This is a genomic window from Streptomyces sp. NPDC014907 (genome assembly GCF_055562975.1).
Genome location: NZ_JBVHEG010000003.1, coordinates 12,932 through 38,167, shown reverse-complemented (window position 1 = coordinate 38,167; position 25,236 = coordinate 12,932). Strand labels below are relative to the sequence as shown.

At 75.2% G+C, this 25,236-nt stretch carries 17 protein-coding genes, 2 tRNA genes, 1 pseudogene and 1 riboswitch; of the genes and pseudogenes, 15 read left to right on the top strand and 5 right to left on the bottom strand.

Features of this window, described 5'->3' with window-relative positions; translation table 11 throughout:
- From ACZ3IL_RS09355 to ACZ3IL_RS09340, 4 genes and pseudogenes are all read left to right on the top strand, one after another.
- Window positions 1-237, top strand: a pseudogene (locus ACZ3IL_RS09355) (DEAD/DEAH box helicase); the annotation flags it as partial.
- A 330-nt stretch (window positions 238-567) separates the two neighbouring features.
- Complete coding sequence (locus ACZ3IL_RS09350; protein ID WP_467388288.1) at window positions 568-2,793, top strand: FG-GAP repeat domain-containing protein; 2,226 nt, start codon at window positions 568-570, stop codon at window positions 2,791-2,793.
- A 221-nt stretch (window positions 2,794-3,014) separates the two neighbouring features.
- Window positions 3,015-6,176: an FG-GAP-like repeat-containing protein gene (locus ACZ3IL_RS09345; RefSeq protein WP_467388286.1), complete on the top strand. Its 3,162-nt coding sequence runs from the start codon at window positions 3,015-3,017 to the stop codon at window positions 6,174-6,176.
- Between the two features lie 180 nt (window positions 6,177-6,356).
- Window positions 6,357-6,430: transfer RNA gene (locus tag ACZ3IL_RS09340), tRNA-Lys, on the top strand.
- A gap of 105 nt (window positions 6,431-6,535) precedes the next feature.
- On the opposite strand, the gene ACZ3IL_RS09335 is transcribed toward ACZ3IL_RS09340, so the two are convergent.
- Window positions 6,536-7,111, bottom strand: a complete 576-nt coding sequence (locus ACZ3IL_RS09335; protein ID WP_467388284.1) for a helix-turn-helix domain-containing protein — start codon at window positions 7,109-7,111, stop codon at window positions 6,536-6,538.
- 117 nt (window positions 7,112-7,228) lie between these two features.
- On the opposite strand from ACZ3IL_RS09335, the gene ACZ3IL_RS09330 reads away from it, so the two are divergent.
- The 10 genes from ACZ3IL_RS09330 (at window position 7,229) to ACZ3IL_RS09285 (ending at window position 17,021) form a co-directional block, all read left to right on the top strand.
- On the top strand, window positions 7,229-8,065 hold the full coding sequence (locus tag ACZ3IL_RS09330) for an EamA family transporter (protein ID WP_467388282.1): 837 nt from the start codon (window positions 7,229-7,231) through the stop codon (window positions 8,063-8,065).
- A 27-nt stretch (window positions 8,066-8,092) separates the two neighbouring features.
- Window positions 8,093-8,740, top strand: a complete 648-nt coding sequence (locus tag ACZ3IL_RS09325) for an FMN-binding negative transcriptional regulator (protein ID WP_467388280.1) — start codon at window positions 8,093-8,095, stop codon at window positions 8,738-8,740.
- A gap of 105 nt (window positions 8,741-8,845) precedes the next feature.
- Window positions 8,846-9,553 carry a B3/B4 domain-containing protein gene (locus tag ACZ3IL_RS09320; RefSeq protein WP_467388278.1) on the top strand — a complete coding sequence of 236 codons (708 nt, stop codon included), beginning with the start codon at window positions 8,846-8,848 and terminating at the stop codon, window positions 9,551-9,553.
- A 478-nt stretch (window positions 9,554-10,031) separates the two neighbouring features.
- On the top strand, window positions 10,032-11,378 hold the full coding sequence (locus ACZ3IL_RS09315) for a diacylglycerol/lipid kinase family protein (RefSeq protein WP_467388276.1): 1,347 nt from the start codon (window positions 10,032-10,034) through the stop codon (window positions 11,376-11,378).
- Window positions 11,379-11,632: 254 nt separating this feature from the next.
- Window positions 11,633-12,280, top strand: coding sequence for a phosphatase PAP2 family protein (locus ACZ3IL_RS09310; protein WP_467388274.1), 648 nt, complete (start codon window positions 11,633-11,635; stop codon window positions 12,278-12,280).
- Window positions 12,281-12,537: 257 nt separating this feature from the next.
- The gene (locus ACZ3IL_RS09305; RefSeq protein WP_467388272.1) at window positions 12,538-13,029 is read left to right on the top strand and encodes a rhodanese-like domain-containing protein; all 492 of its coding nucleotides are present in this window, start codon (window positions 12,538-12,540) and stop codon (window positions 13,027-13,029) included.
- Between the two features lie 74 nt (window positions 13,030-13,103).
- Window positions 13,104-13,177, top strand: a tRNA-Met gene (locus ACZ3IL_RS09300).
- Between the two features lie 104 nt (window positions 13,178-13,281).
- Window positions 13,282-14,022: a MerR family transcriptional regulator gene (locus ACZ3IL_RS09295; protein ID WP_467388270.1), complete on the top strand. Its 741-nt coding sequence runs from the start codon at window positions 13,282-13,284 to the stop codon at window positions 14,020-14,022.
- A 275-nt stretch (window positions 14,023-14,297) separates the two neighbouring features.
- Window positions 14,298-15,533: a PP2C family protein-serine/threonine phosphatase gene (locus ACZ3IL_RS09290; protein WP_467388268.1), complete on the top strand. Its 1,236-nt coding sequence runs from the start codon at window positions 14,298-14,300 to the stop codon at window positions 15,531-15,533.
- Between the two features lie 212 nt (window positions 15,534-15,745).
- A riboswitch (cyclic di-AMP (ydaO/yuaA leader) is annotated at window positions 15,746-15,891 on the top strand.
- A gap of 11 nt (window positions 15,892-15,902) precedes the next feature.
- Window positions 15,903-17,021, top strand: coding sequence for a M23 family metallopeptidase (locus tag ACZ3IL_RS09285; RefSeq protein ID WP_467388266.1), 1,119 nt, complete (start codon window positions 15,903-15,905; stop codon window positions 17,019-17,021).
- Window positions 17,022-17,091: 70 nt separating this feature from the next.
- Here the strand turns inward: ACZ3IL_RS09285 and ACZ3IL_RS09280 are convergent, their stop codons facing one another.
- The 4 genes from ACZ3IL_RS09280 to ACZ3IL_RS09265 all read right to left on the bottom strand — a co-directional run bounded on the left by ACZ3IL_RS09280 (window position 17,092) and on the right by ACZ3IL_RS09265 (window position 22,347).
- A complete protein-coding gene (locus ACZ3IL_RS09280) occupies window positions 17,092-18,441 on the bottom strand; it encodes a PrsW family intramembrane metalloprotease (RefSeq protein WP_467388264.1) in 1,350 nt (449 codons plus the stop codon).
- A gap of 111 nt (window positions 18,442-18,552) precedes the next feature.
- On the bottom strand, window positions 18,553-19,353 hold the full coding sequence (gene trmB, locus ACZ3IL_RS09275) for a tRNA (guanosine(46)-N7)-methyltransferase TrmB (protein WP_467388262.1): 801 nt from the start codon (window positions 19,351-19,353) through the stop codon (window positions 18,553-18,555).
- Window positions 19,354-19,598: 245 nt separating this feature from the next.
- Window positions 19,599-20,783: an L-2-hydroxyglutarate oxidase gene (lhgO, locus tag ACZ3IL_RS09270; protein ID WP_467388260.1), complete on the bottom strand. Its 1,185-nt coding sequence runs from the start codon at window positions 20,781-20,783 to the stop codon at window positions 19,599-19,601.
- Between the two features lie 124 nt (window positions 20,784-20,907).
- The gene (locus tag ACZ3IL_RS09265; protein WP_467388258.1) at window positions 20,908-22,347 is read right to left on the bottom strand and encodes an MFS transporter; all 1,440 of its coding nucleotides are present in this window, start codon (window positions 22,345-22,347) and stop codon (window positions 20,908-20,910) included.
- 581 nt (window positions 22,348-22,928) lie between these two features.
- Here ACZ3IL_RS09265 and ACZ3IL_RS09260 point away from each other — a divergent pair.
- Complete coding sequence (locus ACZ3IL_RS09260) at window positions 22,929-25,184, top strand: asparagine synthase-related protein (protein WP_467389258.1); 2,256 nt, start codon at window positions 22,929-22,931, stop codon at window positions 25,182-25,184.
- Window positions 25,185-25,236: the final 52 nt, after the last annotated feature.

Below are 25,236 nucleotides of genomic sequence, written 5' to 3'. Positions count from 1 at the left end.
CGTGGTGGCCGTCCCTTCGAGCGCCGCGACAACGACCGTCCGTCCGGCGGTCACCGGGGCAGCGACCGCCCGTTCAACCGCGACCGCCGCGACGACCGTCCGGCCGGTGGCTTCCGCTCGGGCGGCGACCGCCCGTACGGCCGTCGTGACGACCACCGCGGCACCGGTTCGACCGGCTCGACCGGTGGCTCCTTCGGCCGCCGCGACGACAAGCCGCGCTGGAAGCGCAACGGCTGACCTCGTGTAGAGGCACACGCAGGACCCTGAGCAGGGCCCGTACGAGCACTCCGGTGCCGTACGGGCCCTGCTCTCTTTGCGCGGGGCGGGCCCCGTCCCTCCGGCGGGACGGAGCCCGCCCCTCCGGGCGGGTGGCCCTTGTCCCCGGGCGGGGCGGACCGGCCCCTTTGAACATGTTCGAAAATCTCTTCCTTCCGTCCTCCCGGGCTGTTAGCCTCGCCCTACTTGCACGGGGGGTTCGGCAAGGACGGGGCACGCGATCGAGCGTCGCCGACCGCGGCACGGGGTGCCGCGTCCTCTCCGTGCGCCCATCTCATGCATGGAGACGACGTGAACCACCACGTTCGGCCCCGGAGGGCCACCCTTCGCCGTGTCCTCGGCGCCGCGCTCGTACCCGTCGTCGGCGCCGGCGTCGCGGCGACCGCCGCCCCCTCCGCCTTCGCCGCCCCGGCCGCCCTCACGGCCCCGGCCGCGCTCACCGCCGCCGCCCTCGCGGCCCCCGACCCGTGGGCGGCGTCCGTGGGACTGTCGGACGGCACGGCGGACGAGGGCGTGCTCGACCTCGTGACCGCGAAGGACGGCGCGGTCGTCGCCCTCGCCTACCGCGTGGGCGCCGACCGCAAGGCGTACGAGCTGAGGGCCCTGGTGCGCCCGGCGGGCAGCACGGTCTGGGGGGCGCCGCGGCTCCTCGCCACGACGGCCGGACACCCCCAGGACACCTCGCTGACCGTCTCCGCGGACGGCGCCGTCGTCGCCGGCTGGTCGGAAGGGGACCAGTGGTCCAGCACCGGGACGTTCCGGATGTCCGTGCTCGAAGCGGGCGCCACGGTCTGGTCCGCCGCCGCCGACGTCCCCACCGGGGGCGCCCGTGGCGTCAGGGTGGCCGGCTCCCCGTCCGGCAGGCTGGTCGCGGTGTGGGGCAAGTCGTCGGGACGGACGAGCGCCCTGTACGCGGCGGTCCGTACGGCGCCCGGCCAGGCCTGGTCGGAGCCGGTCCGGCTGAGCGAGGACCTGCCGGACGTCGAACTGGTCTCCGGACCGGAACTCGCCGTGTCGGAGCAGGGCGCGGTGACCGTGGCCTTCGCCCAGTACGGCGCGGAGAAGGCCGCGGTGAAGGTCGCCGAACTGCCCGCGGACGGCGCGGCCTGGACCACGCCGGTCACCGTCTCCCAGCCGGACGTCCACGCGAGCGCTCCGACCCTCGCGCTCGGCAAGGACGGGCGTGCCGTGCTGGTCTGGTCGAACCAGAACGCCTCCGACAGCGCGGAGACGACCCAGGTGTTCGCCCAGCGGCCGGCCGGAAGCGCGGTCTGGAGCGCCGAGGAGCGGGCCGGCGACTTCGCGTCCGGAACCTGGCGGCAGGTCGTCGTCGGCCCGGAGGGCGACGTCACCCTGCTGAGCCCCACGTACAACGAGGAGGGCGGCGGGTTCGCCGCCCGGACCGTCACCCGGTCCGCCGCGACCGGGACCTGGTCCCCCGTGAAGACCCTGTCCACGGGCTACGTCCCGGACGACCAGTTCGACCTCGCGGCCGGCCCGGACGGCGGCGTCCACGCGATCTGGACGCAGGGCGTCGGCGACACCCGGAAGGTGATGGCGTCCTCCCGGGTGAACGGCGCCTGGTCCGAGGCCCCGACGCCGCTGAGCACCAACACCGAGGGGTACGCCCTCGGCCAGGTGACGGCCGACGCGGCCGGGCGGCCCGTCGCCGTGTGGCAGCAGACGGCCGGGGAGCTCGACCAGCTGCGCGCGGCGACCACCGCGCCCGCCCCCGTCGACCCCCCGAAGCCGCTGCCCGCCTGGCGCGACGTCAGCGGCGACGGCAGGGGCGACCTGCTGGCCCTCGCCCCGAACGGGACGCTGACCGTGCGGACCGGCACGGGGACCGGGGGGCTCGGCACGGGCGCCTCGGCGGCGGGCTGGCCCGCGACCTCGACGGTGGTGCCGTTCGGGGACCTGTCGGGCGACCGCTGCAACGACCTCCTGGTGAGGGACGCCGCCGGCATCCTGACCCGGTACGACGGCGGCTGCGGCAAGGCGTTCGCGCCGGGCGGGACGCGGCTGGTGCTCGGTGGCGGCTGGAACATGTACGACACCCTCACCGCGCCGGGCGACCTGACGGGCGACGGCCGGACGGACCTCCTCGCGCGCACCCCGGGCGGCGAGCTGTACCTGTACGCGGACGACGGCACGGGCAAGTTCGGTCCGCGGGCGCGGGTCGGCGGCGGCTGGCAGATCTTCAACACGGTCGTCGGCGTCGGCGACCTCAACGGGGACAAGGCCGGCGACCTGATCGCCCGGGACGCGGCCGGCGTGCTGTGGCGCTACGACGGAACGGGCCGGGGCACGCTGTCGGTCCGGGTGCGGGTCGGCGGCGGCTGGCAGGTTTACGACGCGCTCGCGGGCATCGGCGACTTCACCGGCGACGGCAGGGCGGACCTGGTGGCCCGGGACACGGCCGGCGTGCTGTGGCGGTACGCGGGCACCGGTACGGGCGCCTTCGCGGGCCGGGCGTCGATCGGCGGCGGCTGGCAGATGTACAAGACGCTGTCCTGACGACCGGGGCAGGGGCCGGATACGGGGGAACACCCTCCGTATCCGGCCCCGTCCCGCGCCGCTTCCGTTCCGTGCCGCCCCCCGTTTCGCACCCCAGTGCGACCGGTTACGCTCAGCCGGTCGATGTGGGCGGGGAGCGCGGGCCGGGGGCCCGGCGGACACCCGCCCCCGCACCCGAAACACGCACACCGCACATCAGGCTGCCCCGGGGAGGGACCTCTTTGCCTCGTTCCGCACGCGCGCGACACACCCGCGCGCGTATCGCCGTCCTCACCACCGCGCTGCTCGCGTCCGGCACCGTCCTCCAGCCCGTCACGGCCGCGCAGGCCTCGCCCGCGACGGGCGCCGACCGGATCGACGTCGCGCCCAACTGGCGGGCCGTACCGCGCCAGGCGGCCGTCGCCGCGGTCGGCCCCACGGGCTACGCGCACGAGACGGAGGACCCCCGCCGGCCGTACGGCGGGAAGCTGGAGTGGACGGACTTCGCCGACCCCGCCAAGGGCTTCTCCCTGGGGTACGACAAGGGCGCCCTGCCCTTCGCCCGGTCCGGCACCGGCGGGCGCCACCTGTACGTCGAGCCCGGCGTCGGCCTCCACGCCCTGCACGACCTGGAGACCGGTACCGAGCGGCCGTTCGAGGTGCCGCAGGACAGCGTCTACCTCGGTCTGTTCGGCGACACCCTGCTCTTCCAGGCGGGCCCCTCCGCGACGGACCCGGCCGGGACGGCCGGGTACTACCTGACGCGCGCCGACGACCCGGACGGGGTCCGCACGCCCGTCACGGGCTGGCCCGAACAGGCCGACCTGAGCCAGGCGCGGATCACGGCCGGCGACGCCACCACGGCCGTGTTCCAGTTCGCCCGCTTCCCCGACTCGGTCGGCTACGGCTACTCCGACCTCGGCCTCGTCGACCTGCGCACCGGCCGGATGACCGTGATCCCGACGCCCGTCGCGCACGCCCTCGAACCGGTCGGGCCCGTCACCCTGAGCCCCGAACGGCTCGCCTGGGTGGACCGGAACCGCACGGTGCACCTGCGGGACCGCTCCGACCCGACCGGCCCCGAGCGGACCTTCCCGCTGCCCGAGGGCCTGGGCACCGAGCGCATCGGCCTCGTGGGCGACTGGGTCCTCGCCCTGGGCGACTCCTCCGGCACGGGCTCCGTCCTGCGGCGGAAGCTCGTCGCGCTGCACCCCGACGGGCGCGCGCAGCACCTCCTGGACATGGCGGAGGAGGAGCTGAACCAGATCCCGGGCGGCGGTGTGGCCGTCGCCGGCGGCTCCTCGTCCGCCGACTGGGCGCTCCTCAAGGTGCTCCCGGGCAAGGGCGACGGCGCCCCGGCCCTGGAGAAGCTGCGCCGGATCGAACCGCTGCCGGCCACCGTCGACTCGCTGGCCCTGGGCGGGGGCCACCTCTCCACCCTGGAGACGAACACCTCCAAGGGCCTCGGCCTGTACGGGCGGACGCTGCCGGTCGGCCCCGTGCGCACCGGGTCCCCGGAGGCCGTGTGGGCCGGTGCCGAACGGGGCTACCTGGGGAACAGCCCCACCCCGCTCTTCGCCACCGGCGACGGCCGCACGGTCTACGTCGCGGGAGGCGCCGACACCCGCAAGGAGGTCGTCGCCCGCGCCTCCTCCGGCCAGGAGACCCGCATCCCCACCAGGAGGTCCGAGGGCCGGATCGCCGACGCCGCCGGCCGCTGGGCCGTCTTCCAGGAGGGCCGCACGAGCGCCCCCGGCCAGATCACGTCCGGCGCGATGCTCGTCCTCGACCTGGACACCGGGGCCACCGTCGTCACCCGGGCCTCCCAGACGGCGGCCGCCCTGTGGGGCGACACCCTCTACGAGGCCACGGCCGTCACCGGCGAGGTCGCCCGCACCGACCTGGCCACCGGCAAGACGCTCGCCAAGGTCGCCACCGGCGCTCCGTGCCAGGCGACGGAACTGCAGGTGACGGGCCCCTGGCTGTACTGGGCCTGCTCCCAGTTCCTCCAGCAGGGCGTGGTCGACCTGCGCACGGGCGCCCCGATCAAGCTGGACAAGGGCCCCCTCTCGGGCCCCCTGCTCGGCGACGGCTACCTCGTGCAGCAGAGCACCTCGTACGGGGCGAACCTCGACCTCGTCGACTTCCGCACGGGCACGGCGGCCCCGGCCCGCCCGCTCCCCGGCTCCTCCCCGGTCGTGTCCGGCAACAGCCGCCGCACGTCCTGGACCGTGGACCGCTTCGGCGGCGCCGTCGCGTACAAGGACACCGACCACCTCGTCCACGCGGTGTGGCCGGACGTGCCCACCTCCGCCCTCACCGCCGCCTCGGTGAACGCGCCGGCGGCGATGCGTCCGCAGGACGGCTGGAAGGCCTCCTGGACGCTCTCCAAGCCGGCCGCGATCTGGCGGCTCACGATCCGCGAGCGCTACAGCGGCACGACGGTCCGCACGTTCGGGGCCGACGAGACCCGGGGCCGGATCGACGTGACCTGGGACGGGCGGACGGCGGCGGGCAGGACCGTGCCGAACGGCCAGTACGTCTGGGAGCTGACGGCGGGCGCGGCGGACGGCCAGGGCCGGGACCTGACGGCCTCGGGAACGATCACGGCCACCGGCGGCACGCCCGTGTGGCGGGACCTGGCAGGGAACGACGGCCTCGGCGACCTGCTGGTGACGGACACGGCGGGCCTGGTGTCGATGTACCGGGGCAACGGGACCGGCGGCCTGTCGGCGCGGATCGCCGGCACGGGCACCGCGTTCGCCGCCACGACCGTCCTGGTGCCGTACGGCGACGTGGACGGCGACGGGTGCGCGGACGTGCTCGCCCGGGTGGGCGACCGGCTGCGGGCCCACCGCCCCGGCTGCGGCAAGGTCGTCTCGGCCTCCTCGCCGTACACGGAGATCGGCGCGGGCTGGGGCCAGTACGACGTCCTGACCTCGCCGGGCGACCTGAACGGCGACGGGTTCACGGACCTGGTGGCGCGTCAGTCGTCCACGGGCGACGTGTACTTCTACGGGGGGACGGCCGATCACCGGCTGAAGGCCCGGGTCCGGATCGGGACCAACTGGAAGCTGTACACGAAGCTGGTGGGCGTCGGCGACCTGAACGGCGACGGGCGCGGCGACCTGCTGGGCGTGGACGCCTCGGGCGTGCTGTGGCGCTACCACGGCACGGCGACCGGCGGCGTGACCGCCCGGGCGAAGGTCGGCGGCGGCTGGAACATCTACTCGGCCCTGGCCGGGACCGGTGACCTGACCGGCGACGGCCGCGCGGACCTGGTCGCCCGCGACACCACGGGCAAGCTCTACGCGTACTACTCCACCGGCTCCGCCACCACCCCCTACGGGGGCCGCGCCCTCATCGGCACCGGCGGCTGGAACACCTTCAGGTCCCTCTTCTGACCCGCCTCCGGGGCCCGGCCGACGAGGCCGGGCCCCGGAGACGGTGCGCGGGAAGGGGCGCGGAGCGGTACGCGGAGGGGCGGGGAACGGCGCTCGACCGGCGCGCGGCGCGACCGGTGTCGGATACCCGATCGGCTCCGGGGATCACTCGGGCTATGCTGCACGGGTGTGCTTGTCCACGGGCCGTTAGCTCAATTGGTCAGAGCAGCGGACTTTTAATCCGTTGGTTGTGGGTTCGAGTCCCACACGGCCTACCCGTCACGGGGTCAGCAAGCCTCTCCCGTCCCCGTGCTCAGCGCCTCGACCGGTTCCGGCCGGTCGGGGCGCTTCGTGTTTCCCGGGGTGTGCGGCCCGTGTTCCTACGCCGGGCCGGGCGGCAGGTGGACGGTCATGATCAGGTGGCAGGTCCCGGTCCCCGTGCCGCGGTAGGTGTGGGAGGTGTCGCCGTCGAAGGTGGCCGTCTGCCCGGCCTCGACCGGGTGTTCGGTGCCGTCGACCACGAGCACCATCCGTCCGGCGGTGACGCTGACGGTCTCGGTCACGCCCGCCTGGTGGGGGTGGCTGGGGTACTCCTCGCCGGGTTCCAGCTTCCAGCGCCAGACCTCGGTGGCCGCCGGGCCGCCGGTGGTCAGCATGAGCCGGGCCTCGCTGCCGCCCTCGCCCTTCCACAGGGGCATGACGGCCTCGGCGCTCACCACCCGGACGCGTTCTTCGGGCCGGCCTTCCAGCAGGGTGGAGACGGAGACGCCGAGGGTGTCGGCGAGGCGGACCAGGGTGGCGAAGTTCGGGTTGCCCTGGGCCTTTTCGAGGCCGACCAGGGCGCCCTTGCTGACCTTGGCGCGTCGGCCGAGTTCGTCCAGGGACAGTCCGGCCCGGTTGCGGGCGGCCCTGACGTTGTGCGCGAGCGTCCGCAGGGCGGCCTCGGTCTCGGTCATCGCGTCGTCCCTCCAGGCAGTGGATCAGCGCATTGCACCGTGCGGTCGTTCGGTTGACGAAACTCGGTCGGTGCGTTGTACGGTGTAGTCGTTCTGTTGATAGTAAGGGATGACCCCGTGATCGCTCTGCTGCTGGCCCTGGGCAGCTCCCTGGCCTACGGATGCGCCGACTTCCTCGGCGGTCTCGGCGCCCGCAAGGCCCACGTCCTGCGCACCGTGATGATCGCCGCCCCGGCCTCGCTCACCGTGGAACTGCTGCTGTGGCCCTTCCTCGGCGCCACCTTCGACCCGGCGACCCTCGGCTGGGGCGCGGCGTCCGGCGTCGCCTCCGCCGCGGCGTTCGCCCTGCTCTACCGCACGCTCGCGATCGGCCCGATGAACGTCCTCTCCCCCGTCACCGCGCTGGTCTCGGCGGTCCTGCCGGTCGGCGTCGGGCTGCTGCAGGGCGAGCACCTGGGGACGGCCGGACTGATCGGACTGCCGCTGGCACTGGCGGCGGTGGTCCTGGTCAGTGCCGGGCACGGGACGGAGACGGTCCGCCCGTCGCGCACCGCTCTGCTGCTGGCCCTCGGCGCCGGGGCGGCCATCGCCCTGCAACTGGTCTTCCTGCACCAGGCGCCGTCCGGCAGCGGCGTCGGCCCGCTGATCGTCGGCCGTGCCGTCTCCTCCGCGGTCACCCTGGCCGCGGCCGGCCTGATGTACCGCAGGCTCGGCACCGAGAAGCCCGCGTACGCGCTGTCGGCGACGGCGGGCGTACTGGACTCGGTGGCCAACCTGCTGTTCCTGCTCGCCGCCCGCGGCGGCGACCTGGCCGTCGTCGCCGTGATCACCGCCCTGTACCCGGCCGGTACCGTCCTGCTCGCCCGCGGCGTCCTCGCCGAACGGGTCCACCGCGGCCAGTTGATCGGCCTGGGCACCGCCGCCGTCGCCGTCAGCCTCCTCGCCCTCGCCTGATCCCGCACCACCCCGGAAGGACCCCACATGTTCATCCAGCCCTGGGACGCCGCCCTGGACGACGCCGAGTGGCAGGCCTGGATCGCCGACGGCCACGACTTCGGCGTCCTCAGCGTCAACGGCCCGGCCGGAGGCGCGCCCGTGGTCGTGCCCACCCACTTCACCGTCGAGGGCACCGGTCTGCTGATCCACCTCGCCCGGCCGAACCCCGTTTGGAAGGCGATCGAGGCCGCCCCCGACGTCACCTTCACCGTCACCGGCGACTACGCCTTCGTCCCCGGGCCCTGGCGCGCCGCGCCCGGCACCCCGGCCACCGACGGCGTCCCCACCAGTTACTACGCGGCCGTCCAGTTCACCTGCCGGGCCACGCTCGTCGACGACCCCGAAGCCAAGGCCGAACTGCTGCGCCGCCAGATGGCCCACTTCCAGCCCGGGGGCGACCACGCCCCCGTCGAGGTCGGCCGGCCACCCTACGGGCGGATGCTGTCCGGCATCCGCGGGCTGCGCCTGGACGTCACCGAGGTACGGGCGAAGTTCAAGTACGACGACCACAAGCCGGTCGGGCAGCGTGCCGACACCGCCCGCAAGCTCGCCGAACGCGGCACCGGCCCGGACGCGTCCGCCGCGGCCCAGCAGCTGCGCCGACTCGACCGCGTCGGCCCCTGGAAAGCCTGACCCCGCAGCCCCGCAGCCCCGCAGCCCCGCAGCCCCGCAGCCCCGCGGCCCCGCAGCCCCCGCCTGCCTGCCGTCCCCGCCCGCCTCCCGGAACGGACACCCCTGATGACCACCTTCCACCTCGTCCCCGCCGTCGCCGAAGCCTTCCCCGACACCCTCGTCGCCGTCGTCACCGCCACCGGCCTGCGCGGCCGCGAACCGTGGCCCGCCACCACCGCCGCCCTCGAGGACCTGGAGCGGCGGCTCGCCGACGGCGCCTGGCGGCCCGCCGACGAGACCGACCCGCGCGTCGAGGCGTGGCACACCGCCTACCGCTCCTTCGGCACCAACCCCCGCCGCGTCCGCCCCAGCGTCGACGCCCTCGGCCGCCGCTTCGCGAAGAAGGGCACCCTGCCCCGGATCAACCCGGCCGTCGACTCCTACAACGCCGTCTCCGTCCGCCACGGCCTGCCCGCCGGCGCCTTCGACCTCGACCACGTCACCGGTGACGTCGAGATCCGCCCCGCCGACGGCACCGAGACCTTCACCCCGCTCGGCGAACCGGACACCACCGAGACCCCCAGGGCCGGCGAGATCGTCTACACCGACGACGACGGCGTCCTGACCCGCCACTGGAACCACCGCGACGCCCACCGCACCCGCGTCACCGAGGACTCCACCCACGTCGCCTTCGTCCTGGAGACCCTCCGGGCCACCCACGACGGGCACCTCGTCGAGACGGCCGCCGCCGAACTGCGGGACCTGCTCGCCGGGCACTCCGCCCGGAGCACCGTCCACCACCTCGGCCCGGCACACCCGCGGATCACCGTCTGAACCGCGTCCTCCACGCGTACGGGAGGGCCGGGACCCCGGGCGGGGCGGGCGAGGCGGGCGGGGCCCACGCCCGTGCCGCACCCATGCCCGTGCCCGTGCCGCGCCCGTGTCGTCGGGGCCCACGGGGGTGCCGACGGACGTGTCGGCGGATGTGCCGGCGGGGGTGCCGGCGGCGGGACGAACGGCCCGGCCTTCTCCACGGGCGCCCGGCCTTCTCCACGGGCATCCGGGTTTTCCCGGGGTTCCGGCTGTCCGGGCTCGGGGTTGCGGACCTCCGGGTTTCAGGGTTTTCCGGGTGCTTTCCGCCGCGTGGGGTAGGCAGGCGGCGGGGTACGGAAGGGGAGACGGCCCGGACACCGGGAGGTCATCACTCCCGGGAGAGACTTTTCCCGTGGACTCCCTCCTCCGAACGGCCCGGTCGGAGGGCGGGGCGGAAGGGCGTCGGGAAGGGTGAGGACGGAATGCGGAGGTGGGGTCGGTGACGGCGAGCGGTTCCGGTGATCCGGTGGGGGCGGCCCGCTGGCTGGCGCGCTGCGCGCTGCTCGCGGCGCTGGCGGCGGTCGCGGTCCTGCTGACGGCGCTGGGCGGCGGCGGAGCGCTGATCCTGGTGGCCGGACTGGCGGGGCTCGCCCTGTCGGCGGTCGGCGTCTGGTGGTTCCTCGCCCACCGGGGGCCGCTGCGGCTGCTCGGCGCGCTGCTCGCGGTGGCCGCGCCCGTCACGGTCCTCACGCTGTACGTCGTCGGGGGAGTGTGGGTGAACGCCCTCGTGGCCCTCGCCCTCTGGGGCACGGCCCTGTCCTGCGCCCGGTCCGCCCTGCGCCGTCCGGGGGTGGACGGGACCGAGCCGATGCGGGGCGCGCCCGCGGCCCGGCCCGCGAAACCCGTCCTGATCATGAACCCGAAGTCCGGGGGCGGAAAGGTCGAACGCTTCGCGCTGGTCGAACGCGCCGAGGAGCTGGGCGCCCGGGTGATCCTCCTCGACCCGTCCGAGGACACCGACGTCGCCGAACTCGCCCGGCGGGCCGTGGCCGAGGGCGCCGACCTCCTCGGTGTGGCCGGCGGCGACGGCACGCAGGCGCTCGTCGCCGCCGTGGCCGCCGAGCACGACCTGCCGTTCCTCGTCGTCTCCGCCGGCACCCGCAACCACTTCGCCCTGGACCTCGGCCTCGACCGCGCCGATCCCTCGACCTGCCTGGACGCGCTGACCGACGGCGAGGAGCTGCGGGTCGACCTCGGCACGGTCGCCGGCCGGCCCTTCGTCAACACCGTCTCCTTCGGGGTGTACGCGGACGTGGTCCAGCACCCCGAATACCGCGACGCGAAGGCCGGCACCGCCCTGGACGCGCTGCCCGACCTGCTCCAGGGCGGCGAGGGCGACCGCGTCGACGCCACCGCCGACGGCACCCTGCTCGATGCGCAGCAGGCCCTCCTGGTCAGCAACAACCCGTACGCCACGCCCGACCCGCTCAGTACCGCCCCCGCCCGCAGACCCCGGCTCGACGGGGGTGAACTCGGCGTGATCGGCATCCGGGTGGAGGGAGCGGTACAGGCCGCCGAGCTGGCGGTACGGGGCACCCAGGCGGCCGGCCTGAACGTCCTGACGGCCCGCAGGGTCGAGGTCACCTGCGACAGCGGCGACGGCCCCATCTCCGTCGCCGTCGACGGCGAGGCCCTGACCCTTCCCACCCCCGTCGTCTGCACCCTCCGGCCGCGCGCCCTGCGGGTGCTCGTCCCCCGCGACCGGCCGGGCACCACACCCCCGAAGCCACCCCTCGACTGGCGGCGCATCACCGAACTGGCCTTCCACGGCTCACCCGTCCACTGAGCCACCGGCACCGGCACCGGCCCCGTCGGTACCGGGCCACCGGTCTCGTCCTTCGCCCGAACCGCCCGAACCGCCCGACCACCTGGCTGCCCGGCCCCGAACCGCCCGACCACCGAACTGACCGGCCACCGGTCACCGACCACCGAACTGATCGACCACCGAACCCGGCACCACACCTCCGACCAGCACACCCCCGACCACCGAACCGTCCGACCACCGAACCGCCCGACCACCGAGCCCCCGAGGAGCGGCGCATGACCGACGACACGACCACCGGGACCGTCCGCCCGAACACCGGTGCCGACCGCACGGCCGCCGGGACCGCGCGGGACATCCTGCACGACCTCCGGGCCGTCGACGGTGCCGTGTACGCCGCCGTGGCCGCCACGCCCACCCCCACCCTCGACACGGCCCTCCGCCGGCTCTCCACGGCGGCCGACCACTCCAAGATCTCGTTCGCCGTCGCGGCGGCGCTCGCCCTCTTCCCGGGCCGTCCGCGCCGGGCCGCGCTCGCCGGGGTCGGGGCGGTCGCGGTGGCCTCGGCCACCGCGAACCTGCTGGGCAAGCGGCTCGTCCGCAGGCCGCGGCCGGACCGCGAGGCGGCCCGGGTGGTGGCGGGCCGGCACATCCCGATGCCCGACTCGGCCTCGTTCCCCTCGGGGCACACCGCGTCGGCGGTCGCCTTCGCCACCGCCACGGGGGTGGTGCTGCCCGCCGCCGCCGTGCCCCTGGGCGTCCTGGCGGCGACGGTGGGGTACTCCCGGGTCCACACCGGTGTGCACTACCCGGGCGACGTGGCCGCGGGCGCCGTCCTCGGCATCGCCAGCGCCGCCGCCTCCCTGGCGGCCGGTGCCTCCCTCGCCCGCCGCCGGCCGGGTCTGCGGGCGGCCCTCGGGGCGTGACGGCCGCCGGACCCCGCGTCCCGCCGTGCCGGGGGACGGGCCGGTCCCCGCAGGACGGTGGCGGGGGACGGAGCGGCCCCTGCGGAACGGCGGGGGGCAGACCGGTCCCTGCGGAACGGCGGCGGGGCGGACCGGAGATCCCGACAGGTGAGATCCCCGCCGAACGGCGGCCGGTTCCGGGGATTCCCCGGCCGCAGGGCATGAACGCCGTGGTTCTCTGGTTCGGTCGGGGGCTCTCCGTCCCTAACGTGATCACCATGACGACGACACACCAGGTCAACCCCGTTCTCCGCACCCCGCCGGCCTCTCCCGCCGCCGCTGCCGCGTACTTCGCCGCGAGCCTCGCCTTCCACGCCGACGTCTCCGACGTGGCCTCCGCGCTCGCCACCGCCGCCGCCGGGGACGGCGACCCCGGGTTCGTCCTGGTCGACACGCGGTCCGGGGCCTCCTGGGACCAGGGCCGTGTCCCCGGCGCGCTCCACCTGCCGACCGCGCTGATCCCGGAGCGGGCCGACGGGCTGCTCGACCGGTCCGTTCCGGTCGTCACGTACTGCTGGGGTCCCGGCTGCAACGGTGCCGCACGCGCCGCGCTCGCCCTCGCGGAGCGGGGCTTCCGGGTCAAGGAGATGCTGGGCGGCTTCGAGTACTGGGTGCGCGAGGGCTTCGCGTACGAGACGGGGGAGGGCCGTGAGGAGCGGGCCGCGGACCCCCTGACGGCCCCCGTCGGCGCCGGAGTCTGCGGCTGCTGAGGGGGTGGCCGTGAGCCCCGGCGGGAACCGATTTCAGGATTGCCCCGGTCATGCCGTAGAGTCGTGTTTACCGACGCGGGGTGGAGCAGCTCGGTAGCTCGCTGGGCTCATAACCCAGAGGTCGCAGGTTCAAATCCTGTCCCCGCTACTCAGTAGCAACGAAGGCCCGAATCCCTCAGGATTCGGGCCTTCGTCGTGTCGCCGTGCGTTCCGCTTGACCTTGACGTTGCGTCAAGATCTAGCGTTCCCGGCATGGAGTGGTCGATCCAGGAGATCGCCAGGAAGGCGGGCACCACCAGCCGCACCCTCCGGTACTACGGGGAGTGCGGACTGCTGGAACCGAGCCGGATCGGCGCGAACGGTTACCGGTACTACGACCAGGCGGCGCTCGTGCGGCTGCAGCGGATTCTGCTGCTGCGCGAGCTGGGGCTCTCGCTGCCCGCCATCGCCGAGGTCCTCGCGGGGCAGCGGGACACGTCCGCCGCCCTGCGCACCCACCTCGCCCTCCTGGAACAGGAGCGCGAGCGCCTCGAGCGCCGGATCGCGTCGGTGCGGACCACCCTCCACAAGACCGAGAACGGAGAAGAACTCATGGCCGAAGAAGTGTTCGACGGTTTCGATCACGCGCGGTACGAGGAGGAGGTCACCCGGCGCTGGGGCCGGGAGGCGTACGAGAGCGGCGACCGCTGGTGGCGCTCGCTCGACGCCGGGCGGAAGCAGGCGTTCATGGACGAGCAGGCCGGCATCGCCCGCGACTTCGGGAAGGCGGCGCGGGACGGCCTGGCGGCCGGCAGCGACGAGGTGCAGGCCATCGTGCGGCGCCAGATCGCCTGGCTGTCGGCCACCACGACGCCGACCAGGGAGTACGTGATCGGTCTCGGCCGGATGTACGTCGACGACCCCCGTTTCGCGGAGAACTACGACAAGCACGGCGAGGGCACCGCCGTGCTCGTCCGGGACGCGATGGAGATCTACGCCGAACGGAACATGTAGGTCCACCGCCTCAGGCACCCGGGCCCCACCCCGGTCGGCCTCCGCCACCCGCCACCCGCCACCCGCCACTCGCCACCCCGGCCCCGACACCCGGGCCCCACTCCCGCCACCCCGGCCCCGGCACTCGGGCCCCACTCCCGTCCCCCCGGGGCCCCGTCGCCCCGGTACGCCACTCGGCCGTACGGAAGTCGCCGTTCCCCGGCGCGGCGGCCACCCTGAGGAGGGTGCGGCGCGGTGTGGGGCCGCGAGCGGTCGGACCGGGCAGGAGAGTTCAGGTGGGGCACCCCCTAGGAGCGGCGGACCACGGGCGGCGGGACGCCGGGGGCGGTGCCCGGCGGGGCGGTGAGGGCGTGCCCGCGTACGGCGGCGCCCGGTGGTTCATCCGCGTGCTGCCGCTACTGATCATCGTGGGCGGTGTCGTCTTCGACCTGACGACCCCCGCCCCGTACACCGCCTCCCCGATGCTCGCCGCCGCCCCGCTGGTCGCCGCGCCCTTCTTCTCCCTGCTCATGACCCTGCTCACCGGGATCGCCGCCGTTCTCGCCTCGGTCGGGCTCTACCTCGGCAACGACGACGTGACCCGCGCCCCGGCCGTCGCCGAGACCCTGACCGTGTTCACGGTCTCCGGGCTCGCCCTCTTCATCAACCGCGTGGTGCGCCGCAGCAGCAAACGGCTCGCGTCGGCCCGGGTCATCGCGGAGAACGCGCAGAAGGCGGTGCTGCCGACGCCCCCCGAACGGATCGGCGGACTCGTGTGCGCCGCCCGCTACGAGGCGGCGCAGGCGGACGCGTTCGTCGGCGGCGACCTCTTCGCCGTACAGGACACCCCCTACGGGGTGCGACTCGTGGTCGGGGACGTGCGGGGCAAGGGGATGGAGGCGGTCGAGGCCGTCGCCGTCGTCATCGGGGCCTTCCGGGAGGCGGCCGAGCAGGAACGGACCCTGGAGGGCGTGGCGCAGCGGCTCGAACGGGCGCTGACCCGGGAGGGCACCCGGCGGGAGGGCCTGGACGCCGTCGAGGGGTTCACCACGGCCGTCCTGGCCGAGATCCCGCGCGCCGGCGGCAGCGGCACCTTCGACGGGTTCGTGCGGGTCGTCAACCGGGGGCACCCGCCCCCGCTGGTGCTGCACGGGGACGGACGGGTCGAACCGGTGGACCCGAGCCGGCCGGCGCTGCCGCTCGGCATGGGGGACCTGGCGTCGTGGCCGGACCGGGCCGAGGCGCGCGCGTACCCGCCGGGCACGACGCTGCTCTTCTACACCGACGGCCTCTCGGAGGCGCGGGACGGGGCCGGCGTCTTCTACGACCCGGTGGCGCGGCTGGCCGGACGGATCTTCCCCGGGCCCGAGGAACTGCTCGACGCGCTCGTGGGCGACGTGCGCCGCCACACGGGCGGCGGGGCGACGGACGACATGGCGCTGCTCGCGCTGAGCCGACCCGGGGAGGGACAGCCGGAACGGCGCCGGACGATGCCGGTGGTGCATCCGGGCGGAGGAGGTCACCACCCGTAGTCGAGAGGTGTCACTGGGATAACGATTGACAAAACGTCAGATCGCAGGGGGTTTGGAGATCCTCCGTCGCGCCCTGCTGAAGGGAGGTCAAGTCGGGACACTTCCTGCCAATTCAATGAATGATCAAGGAGAGCGGCTTGGAAACGGGGCCTCCTGTCTATTAACGTTCGATAACGCAGCGCGGTCGTCCCAGCCGTCGCAAGAGACGGCGCCGCGCGCGTGCGCCGAATCCCGAAAGGGAACCGGGGAACCACCATTTGGGGTGAATCGAGCCCGCCGCGCCCGTGCGGCGTGCCCGTAGGAGACCTTCCTGCTCCGAACCCGTCAGCTAACCCGGTAGGCGAGAAGGAAGGAAAGGAGTGCGCCTCCGTGGCGTCCAACCCCCCTGCCCCCGAAGCCCCCTTCGATGCCTTCGGTGGTGGTGCGGCCCCCTCCGCCCCCGACACCGAGTGGAACCCCACCGAGGATTCCCTGCGTGACCGGAACCGCTCCGGCGGCCGGCACCGGGTCGTCAAGCAGCGCTCCAACTTCGCCCGTTCCTCCACCGTCCTCGGCGTCGGCGTCATCGCGGCCGTCGGCGCGGGCGGCCTCGCCACCGCGCAGGACAAGCCGCCGGTGGCCATCTCGCTCCCGGACCTCCCGGACCTCGACCTGCCGGACGCCCACGACCTGCCCGGCGTCGGCTCCCTCCTGCCCGAGGAGGAGCGGGAGACGGTCGCCGAGGACCGCGTCAACCCGAACCCGCTGACCTCCACCGCCTACACCACCGGGACCGGCGAGCGGACCGGACAGGTCACGCGGGCCGCCCTGAAGACCGGGGCCCCGAGCACCGCCGACGCGGGCGAGGCGCTGCGCGCCCGCATCCTCCAGCAGGCCGAGCAGCAGCAGGCCTCCGCCGACGCCGCCGAGAGGATCGCGGCGGAGAAGGCGGCGGCGGAGAAGGCCGCGGCGGAGGCGAAGGCCAAGGCGGACGCGGCGGCGAAGGCGGCCGCCGAGGCGGAGGCGAAGGCCGAGGCGGAGGCCAGGGCGAAGGCGGAGGCCGCGGCCGAGGCGAAGGCCGAGGCCGAGCGCCTCGCCCGGCTCGCCGCGAGCTACTCGCTCCCCCTCTCCTCGTACTCCGTCACCGCGACCTACATGCAGTCCGGTTCGATGTGGTCCTCCGGGTACCACACGGGCCTCGACTTCGCGGCGCCCACCGGCACCCCGCTCAAGGCGGTCCACGGCGCCACCGTGAAGTCGGCGGCCTGGTCCGGTTCCTACGGCTACCGGATCGTCCTGGAGCTGGAGGACGGCACCGAGGTCTGGTACTGCCACCTGTCGTCCATGACGGTCGGCACGGGCCAGACCGTGTCCACCGGCGAGACCATCGGCCGCGTCGGCGCCACCGGCAACGTCTCCGGCGCCCACCTCCACCTGGAGGTGCACCCCGGCGGGGGCGGCGGCGTCGACCCGGGCGCGTGGCTGCGCTCGAAGGGCCTCACGGTCTGAGGACCCGGCGCCCGTGGCCCGAGGTCCCGGGCCCGCCCCGGCCGGGACCCCTCGCGGGGGCGCCGGCGGTCTATCCGCGGTACGGGTTGTAGTCGCCGTAGTCCAGGTACTGCGGCGGCGTCCACACCCGTCCCGTCGCCCGGGCCGCGTACGTCAGCGCGGGCGAGGCGACCGCGCGGCGCTGCCACAGGTGGTGCAGCAGTTCCCGTTCGCGGGCCGCGAAGTCGGGACCGGCCGTGCCGCGCCGGGCCCGGTCGCGCAGGAACGCGAGGGTCGTCGCGAAGGACTCGTACTCGCCGACGGCCCGGGCGGCCCGCTTGCCGTACGTCCGGGCGGCGACCGTGCGGGCGGTCCGGCGGGCCCGCATCGAGGAGAGGGCGAGCGGTTCGGCGGGGGAGAGCCAGCCGGCCGCCGCGTACGCCGGGAGCTCCCCGGCTATCGTCCGCAGCTCCCGCTGCCGGCTCCACACCGCGAGCCAGGTCAGCAGCCCGAAGGCGGGCATCATGAGCGCCCCGTAGACCGCGTAGAAGGCCAGGGCGCCCCCGAAGGTGACGGAGCCGTTCCAGGCGGCGTGCATGCCCATGGCGAGCAGCAGTCCGGCCAGGGGCAGCAGGACGCGGCGGAGCCGCCGGCCGCGCGGGGCGAGCGCGGCGAGACCGAATCCGAGACCGGTGAACACGGTGAACAGCGGATGCGCGAACGGCGACATCACGGCCCGTACGAAGAAGGTCCCGACGGTCACCGCGCCGATGCCGGGGGCGCCGATCTCCTGGTCCTCGCCGAAGGCGTTGCCGAGGTAGAGGATGTTCTCGGTGAAGGCGAAGCCGGTCGCGGTGAAGCCGGCGACGACCACGCCGTCGACGAGGCCGTTGAAGTTCCGCCGGCGGAAGAGGAAGAGCAGCAGGATCGCGGCGGCCTTCGCGCTCTCCTCCACCACGGGGGCGACGACCGTGGCGCCGAGGGTGTCCGCCGAGTCCGGGTCGGCGGTGGTCGCGGCGATCCAGCGGACCGCGAAGGTGTTCGCCAGGATCGCGGCGAGCGCGGCGGCGAAGGCGCCCCAGGCGAACGTGAAGAGCAGGCTCTTCCAGGGGAGGGGCTCGACCCGGTCGAGCCAGCGGAACGCCGCCGTCAGCAGCGGTACGGGAAGCACGGCCAGGGCCAGGCCGACGAGGAACCCCTGCGTGCCCGTCTGCTCGCGGACCAGCGCCAGGATGGCCAGGGCGCAGACCAGGAGGACGGTGACCAGGGCGACCGCCCGGACCACCCGGCTGCGCCAGAAGGCCCGGTGGGGCCGGTAGCGCCACGGGGAACGGTCGGCGGCGGGGAAGGCCGGGTCCCCGGCGTCCCGGCGGGGGACGGGCGAGGCCTCGGTTCCGGACGCGGCGCCGGTTCCGGTTTCGGCGGGAGCGGGGTTCGACACGTGAGCGACCCTAACGACCGGCACCGACAGGGGCGAAGGAGTTGCCGGGCCCGTCCTCCCCGGCCCGGTCCCACCGCCCCCGGGCCGCCGTCCTCCGGGGCCTTCCGGGTGTCACTTCCTCCGGAAGAGGAGGTCGTGCACGACGTGCCCCTTGTCGAGTCCCTGGCCCTCGAAGCGGGTGAGGGGACGGAAGCCGGGGCGGGGCGCGTAACCGCCGTCGGCCTGCGTGTTCTCGAAGTCGGGGTGGGCGGAGAGGACTTCCAGCATCTGCTCGGCGTACGGCTCCCAGTCGGTGGCGCAGTGCAGCACCCCGCCGGGCTTCAGCCGGGTCGCGAGGAGGCTCAGGAACTCCGGCTGGATCAGGCGCCGCTTGTGGTGGCGGGCCTTGGGCCACGGGTCGGGGAAGTAGACCCGGCAGCCGTCGAGGGAGTCGGCGGCGAGCATCTCGCGCAGCAGGATGATCGCGTCGCCGTTGGCGACCCGCACGTTGGTGAGGCCGTTGCGGTCGGCGAGCCCGAGGAGATTGCCCTGGCCGGGGGTGTGCACGTCCACGGCGAGGATGCCGGTGCCGGGATCGGCCGCCGCCATCTGCGCGGTCGCCTCTCCCATCCCGAACCCGATCTCCAGGACGACCGGGAGCCCGCCGAACATCTCGTCCAGGTCCAGGATCCGCTTGCCGTCGATGTCGAGCCCCCAGTCGGGCCACCGCTTCAGCATCGCCTCGGCCTGCCCGGCGGTCACCCGGCTGCGGCGCGGCTGGAAACTCCGGATGCGCCGCTCGTGGTGCGATCCGGCGGGATCGGGCAGGGGCCCCTCGCCGGGGGCGAACATCCGGCTTCCGCGCCGCGCCGCGGGCTGGGCGGGGCCGGTTGCGGGACGCGGGCTGTTCTCGGACTCAGGCTGCTCAGACACAATGCGGACGATTCTACGGGGCCGGGGCGGGGCCCGCCGGTCGCGGAGGAGGGCGGTGCCACGGGGAGCCCGGCACCGGGGGGGCGGGGCCCGGAGGGAGACCGGGGCGGGGCCCGGAGGAGGACCGGAAGCAGAACCCGGAGGAGTCGGGCCGGGGCCGGCGCCGGGGCAGACAACGGGGGCGAGGGCCGGCGCCGGGAGAAGGACCGGGGGCCGGCACCGGGGACGGGACCGGGGCCCGGGCCCTACAAGAGGGCCAGCGCCCGTCCCGCCACCTCGCGCCCGATCGGGAGCGAGGCCGTCGCCGCGGGGGAGGGCGCGTTCAGGACGTGGACCGTCCGTGCCGCCTCCCGGACGAGGAAGTCGTCGACGAGCGTCCCGTCCCGCAGCACCGCCTGCGCCCGCACCCCCGCCGCGGCCCGCCGCAGACCGGACTCCTCCACCGCCGGGAGGAGCCGTCGCACCGCCTCCGTGAAGGCCCGCTTCGACAGCGAGCGGCGCAGCTCGCCCGCCCCGTACCGCCAGTGCTTCCGGGCGATCGCCCGGGAACCGGGCCAGGCCAGGGTGGCGGCCAGCTCGCGCGGCCGGACGACGGACCATCCGTACCCCTCGCGGGCGAGGGCCGGCACCGCGTTCGGCCCGGCGTGGACCCCGCCGTCGATCCCCCGCGTCAGGTGCACGCCGAGGAACGGGAACGCCGGGTCCGGCACCGGATAGACCAGGCCCCGCACCAGCGACGGGTCGGCCAGCTCGTAGTACTCCCCCCGGAAGGGGATGATCCGCATGCCCGGGTCGTCGCCCGCGAGGCGCGCGATCCGGTCGCAGTGCAACCCCGCGCAGTTCACCAGGACCCGCGCCCGCACCACCCGTCCGTCCGCCGTCCGCACGGCGACGCCCCAGGGCCGCCGGTCGATCACGGCGGCCTCCGCGCCGTACAGGACGCGGGCCCCGGACGCCTCGGCGAGCCGCGCGGCCACCGCCCCGTAGTCGCAGATCCCGGTCGTGCCGACGTGGATCGCGGCCAGTCCCCGCACCTGGGGCTCGTACGCGCTGATCTGCGCGGGGCCCAGCTCCCGCACCGGGATGCCGTTCTCCCGGCCGCGCTGCACGAGCGCGTGCAGCCGGGGCAGCTCCTCGCGCGCGGTGGCGACGACGAGCTTCCCCGTCACCTTGTACGGAATGCCCCACTCCGCGCAGAACTTGACCATCTCGGCCGCGCCCTCGGCCGCGAACCGCGCCTTGAGCGATCCCGGCCGGTAGTAGATCCCGCTGTGGATCACCCCGCTGTTGCGCCCGGTCTGGTGGCGCGCGGGGCCGTGCTCCTTCTCCAGGACCGTGACCCGGGTGCCGGGGGCGGCACGCGTCAGCGCGTACGCCGTCGACAGGCCGACGATCCCCCCGCCGATCACCAGCACGTCACAGTCGAACACCGGTCCCACCTCCCACCCCCGATACTGCACTGACCCACTGACAGCGCCGCGAAACCTCGCCCGGACGCACGAGACGCGGATCACGGCGGGTCGCGGGCCGCTCAGGGGGCGGCGGGCGGGCGCCTCACACCGGGGCGACGAGCAGCGGACGGGCCCGCTCCCGGAGCTCCGCGACGCGCGGCTCGTCCCCGTACGGTTCGAGCCGGTGCAGCAGGTCCCGTACGTACTCCGTCGTCCGCGCCGACGAGATCCGCCCCGCCACCTCCACCGCGCGCGTACCGGCCGCGCACGCCGCGTCCAGGTTCCCGGACTCCAGTTCGGCGACGGCGGAGACGACGAGCCGCAGCCCGTGCGAGCGGACGAACTCCTCGGTCGGCCGGGACAGCGCCTGCTCGGTGAAGCGGCGCACCTCGCGGGGCATCCTCAGGTCGCGGTAGCACTCGGCGGCGTCGGCGCAGAACCGGTCGTACGAGTAGAAGCCCAGCCAGGTCGGGTCGGCGTCGCCCTTCCGGGAGCGCTCCAGCCAGCCCTCGGCGGACTTGAGCGCGGCCGCGGCGGCGGCCCCGTCCCCGGCCTTGGCGTGCGCGCGCGCCTCGACCAGCCGGAAGAAGGACATGGTGCGGGCGGTGGCGAGCCCCCGGTTGCGTTCGAGGGCGGCCTGGGCGAGGTCCACGCCCTCGTCGGCGAAGCCCCGGTAGGTGGCCTGGAGCGACATGGACGCCAGGACGTAGCCGCCGAGGGGGACGTCGGCGGCGGCGCGGGCGAGCCGCAGCGCCTGGATGTAGTAGCGCTGGGCGGCCTCCTGCTGCCCGGTGTCGAAGGCCATCCAGCCGGCGAGCCGGGTGAGTTCGGCGGTCGCGCCGAACAGGGCCCGGCCGACCTCGTCCGAGTACGAGCCGAGCAGCAGCGGGGCCGCGTCCACGCGTAAGCACTCGGGGACCATGGACGAGCGCCAGTCCCCGCCGCCGTACTTGGAGTCCCAGCGGCGCGCGTCCTCGGCGGCCTCGCGGAGTTTGGCGACGTCGCTGTGGCCCACGCGCGCGTGCTCCGTCGCGGGCGCGGGGGAGCCGCCCGCCGGGCGCGGGACCTCGCGCTCCACCGACGGGTCGGCGGGGGTTATCAGCCAGCGGGACGCGGGCGTGGCGTAGGCGCTCACCGCGAACGAGCCCGCGAGCGACTGCCAGATGCCGCCCCCGCCGGCCCGCCGGCCCGCGAGGTCGAGCCGGTACAGGTCGGTCGCGGAGCGGACCGCCTCGCCCACGTCGCGGGGGAAGGCGAGCCCCACCTCGGGCGCCGGATCGGCGTCGGCGAGCCCGATCTCGTGCAGCGGCACGGGCCGGCCGAGCTTCTGCCCGATCGCGGCGGCGATCAGGTGCGGGGCGGCGCCCTGCGGCACCATGCCCTTGGACACCCACCGGGCGACCGAGGTCTTGTCGTAACGAAGCGTCAGACCCCTCTGCGCGCCGAGGTCGTTGACGCGCCGGGCGAGCCCGGCGTTGCTGATTCCCGCGAGGGCGAGAACCGTGCCGAGCTTTTCGTTCGGCCCGCGTTGCTCCCTGGACATGACGCCACCCCTCGACAGCACAGACGGCTGCCACGACGCCGGGCATAGGCGTGCGGCATTCGTAAACACAGGGTAGTTCGCCGCATCCCTACCGTTAAGGGGCGGTGTTCCGTATGGCGAGATTGTTGTGTGATCGGCCGATGAACGGGATCGGCCGGCCCGTACGCGCTCCGCCCGTGTGGCCGTGCGCCCGGCCGTGCGCTCTCGTTCCGTGAGCGGGAGGGGGCTTCCATCGTTATCGCGTGGGTCGGCCCGTTCGACCGGGACCGGAGTCCCGGACCAGTGGGCCGGGGGACATCGCCGCCCCATTCCCCGCGGGCGGCGGACGGCACCGGGAGGCGGAACCGCCTCCCGGACAGCCGTGGCTCCGTACGGGACGGGCCACCCCCACCGGTGCTCCATCGGCGGCCGAACGCGGTTCAAACCTCCCGGGGGCGGTCGATATTTGGCCGAATGTCACCGGTGTCCAACTGGCTCATGCCAGGGGCGCATTCGGCTTTCGCGCCCGTGCCCCCGGACCCCGCCCCGTGCGCCGTTGTCGTGGCAGCATGTCTCCCACCGAAACGGACGTGGAGGCGCCGATGCGATGGCTGGTGGGCTGGAGCAGTGTCGCCGCGAGCTTCGCAACGACCGGACGGACACGGGCCGGGACGGGGAACGGCCCGTACGGTTCGTACTCCTCCCAGGACGCGTACGGCTCCCGCGACGCGTACTCCCCCCACGGCTCGTACGGTTCGTACGGCCCGGCGGACCCGGGCCCGGGCGACGGGTACGGCCCCGGCCACGACCGCCCGGCGGCCGAGGGGCGCACGGTGCAACCGGTGGGCGCACAGCTCCTCTGGGGCGGCCCCGACCCCCTCTGGGCGGTCGGCGACTGGCGCCCCGACGAAGTGCGCGTCGTGGCCGTGGACGACCACACCCGCCTCGCCGTCCTCGGCTGCTGCGCCGCCGGCGACGAGGAACTGCGCCTCGGCCTGCTCACCGCGCGCGGCGGCGCCCTGCGTCACCTCACGGCCTGGCCGGGCAGCTACACCGCCGTCGTCAAGGCCGGCCGCCGCATCACCGTCACGGGTGATCTCGCGGGCGCCCGGCCGGTGTTCCACACCCCGTGGCAGGGCGGCACCGCGTACGCCACCGCCGCTCTCCCGCTCGCGGACCTGGTCGAGGCCCAGCTCGACATCGGGCACCTGGCCGCCCTGCTCGCCTGCCCCGAGACCCCGGAGGCGCTGCGCGACTCCACCCCGTACGAAGGGGTCCGGCGGGTCCCGCCCGGCCACGCGCTGATCCTGCGCGAGGGCTCCCGCGAGATCACCGGCTACGAACAGGTCGCCTCGCTCGCGGTCGCGGCCCCCGAGTCCGACCCCCGGCAGGCCGTCGAGGGCGTCAGGGACGCCCTGGTCGAAGCCGTACGGGCCCGGCTCACCGCACCCCGGCACGCCCCCGAGGCCCCCCTCCCCGACCCCGGCCCCGTCCCCGGCATGGGCCCCGCCGACCGGCGCGCCGCCCGGGGCGCGGGCCCGGCGCCCGGCATCGGCGCCGACCTGTCCGGCGGCAGCGCCTCCGGCACGCTCGCCCTCCTGGCGGCCGGCCTCCCGGGAGTCCCGGGCACGATCACCGGCCACGGCGCGGGCGCGGGGGAGCGGCTGCTCGCCGTCACCTTCAACGACCTGGCGAACCGGTCCGGCGCCGGCCGCGAGGACGAACTGGAGCGGGCCCGGGAACTGGCCGCCGACCCGCGCCTGCACCACGTGGTCGTCGCGGCCGGCGAGGAGGCGCTTCCGTACGCCTCCCTGGACGGGCCGCTCACCGACGAACCGGGCCCCGCCCTCGTCACGGCCGAACGGCACCGGCGGCGGCTCGCGGGCGGCAGCGCCGACCACTTCACCGGCATGGGCGCCCGGCAGGTCCTGGACGCGCACCCGGCGCGCCTCGCCGACCTCCTGATGGACCGCAGGCGACGCTCCCTGGTCCGCCCCGTCACCGCGCTCGCCAAGGCCACGGGGACCTCGGCGGGCGCGCTCCTGGTCCCGCTGACCGTGTACCGGGCGGCCCGGAAGCTGGCCCGCACCCCGTACCGGGCGGGCCTGGAGGCGGCAGCCGCACGGGTCCTGGAGGCGAACCGCACGGCCCCCGACGGCTTCGGCCCCCTGGAGGCCTCCCTCTCCGCCCTCGCCTGGTCGAGACCGGGGCCCGCCGCGCGGTGGCTGACGGGGGAGGCGCTGGCCGAAGTATCGGTTCGCCTGAACCGGGCGGCGACCCTCCCGGCCTCCGTCCAGCGCCCCGGCGAGGCACGCGCGCGTGCCGCCCTCGCCCGCGCCGCCGCCGACCACCGGGTCCTGGAACAGGCCGCCGAGATCCGGGGCCAGCGCCTGCACGCCCCCTTCCTCGACAACCAGGTCGTACGGGCCTGCCGCGTCCTCCCCGAATCGCTCCGGGTCCAGCCGGACGCCCGCGCGGGCGTCCTGCGCGCGGTCCTGTCCGGCGCGGGCATCCACGACCTGCCGCCGGGCTGGGGCGCCCCCCACCCGGCCGTCCCGGCCGCCGCCGTCCGCGCGGGCCTGCGGGCCGCGCTCCCCCGGCTCCTCGCCCTCTTCGAGGCGCCGCTCCTCGCGGACGCGGGCCTGATCGAGGCCCGCGTCGTCCGCGGAGCCCTGCGCGCCGCCGCCGACGGCGAACCCGTCTCCCTCGACGGCCTCGCCGACCTCGTCTCCACCGAACTCTGGCTCCACCGCCTCCTCGCCCGCCGCGGCTCCTGCTGGACCAGCACCGCGGAACCCCGCGCCCACCGCGCGGTCCAGGGCCCGCTGGTCCCGGCGTCACGGTCGCTGCCCGCGTGAACCACCGCGGGCCCCCACTCCGGAGAGGGGCCCCGACACCCACCGTCTCCGG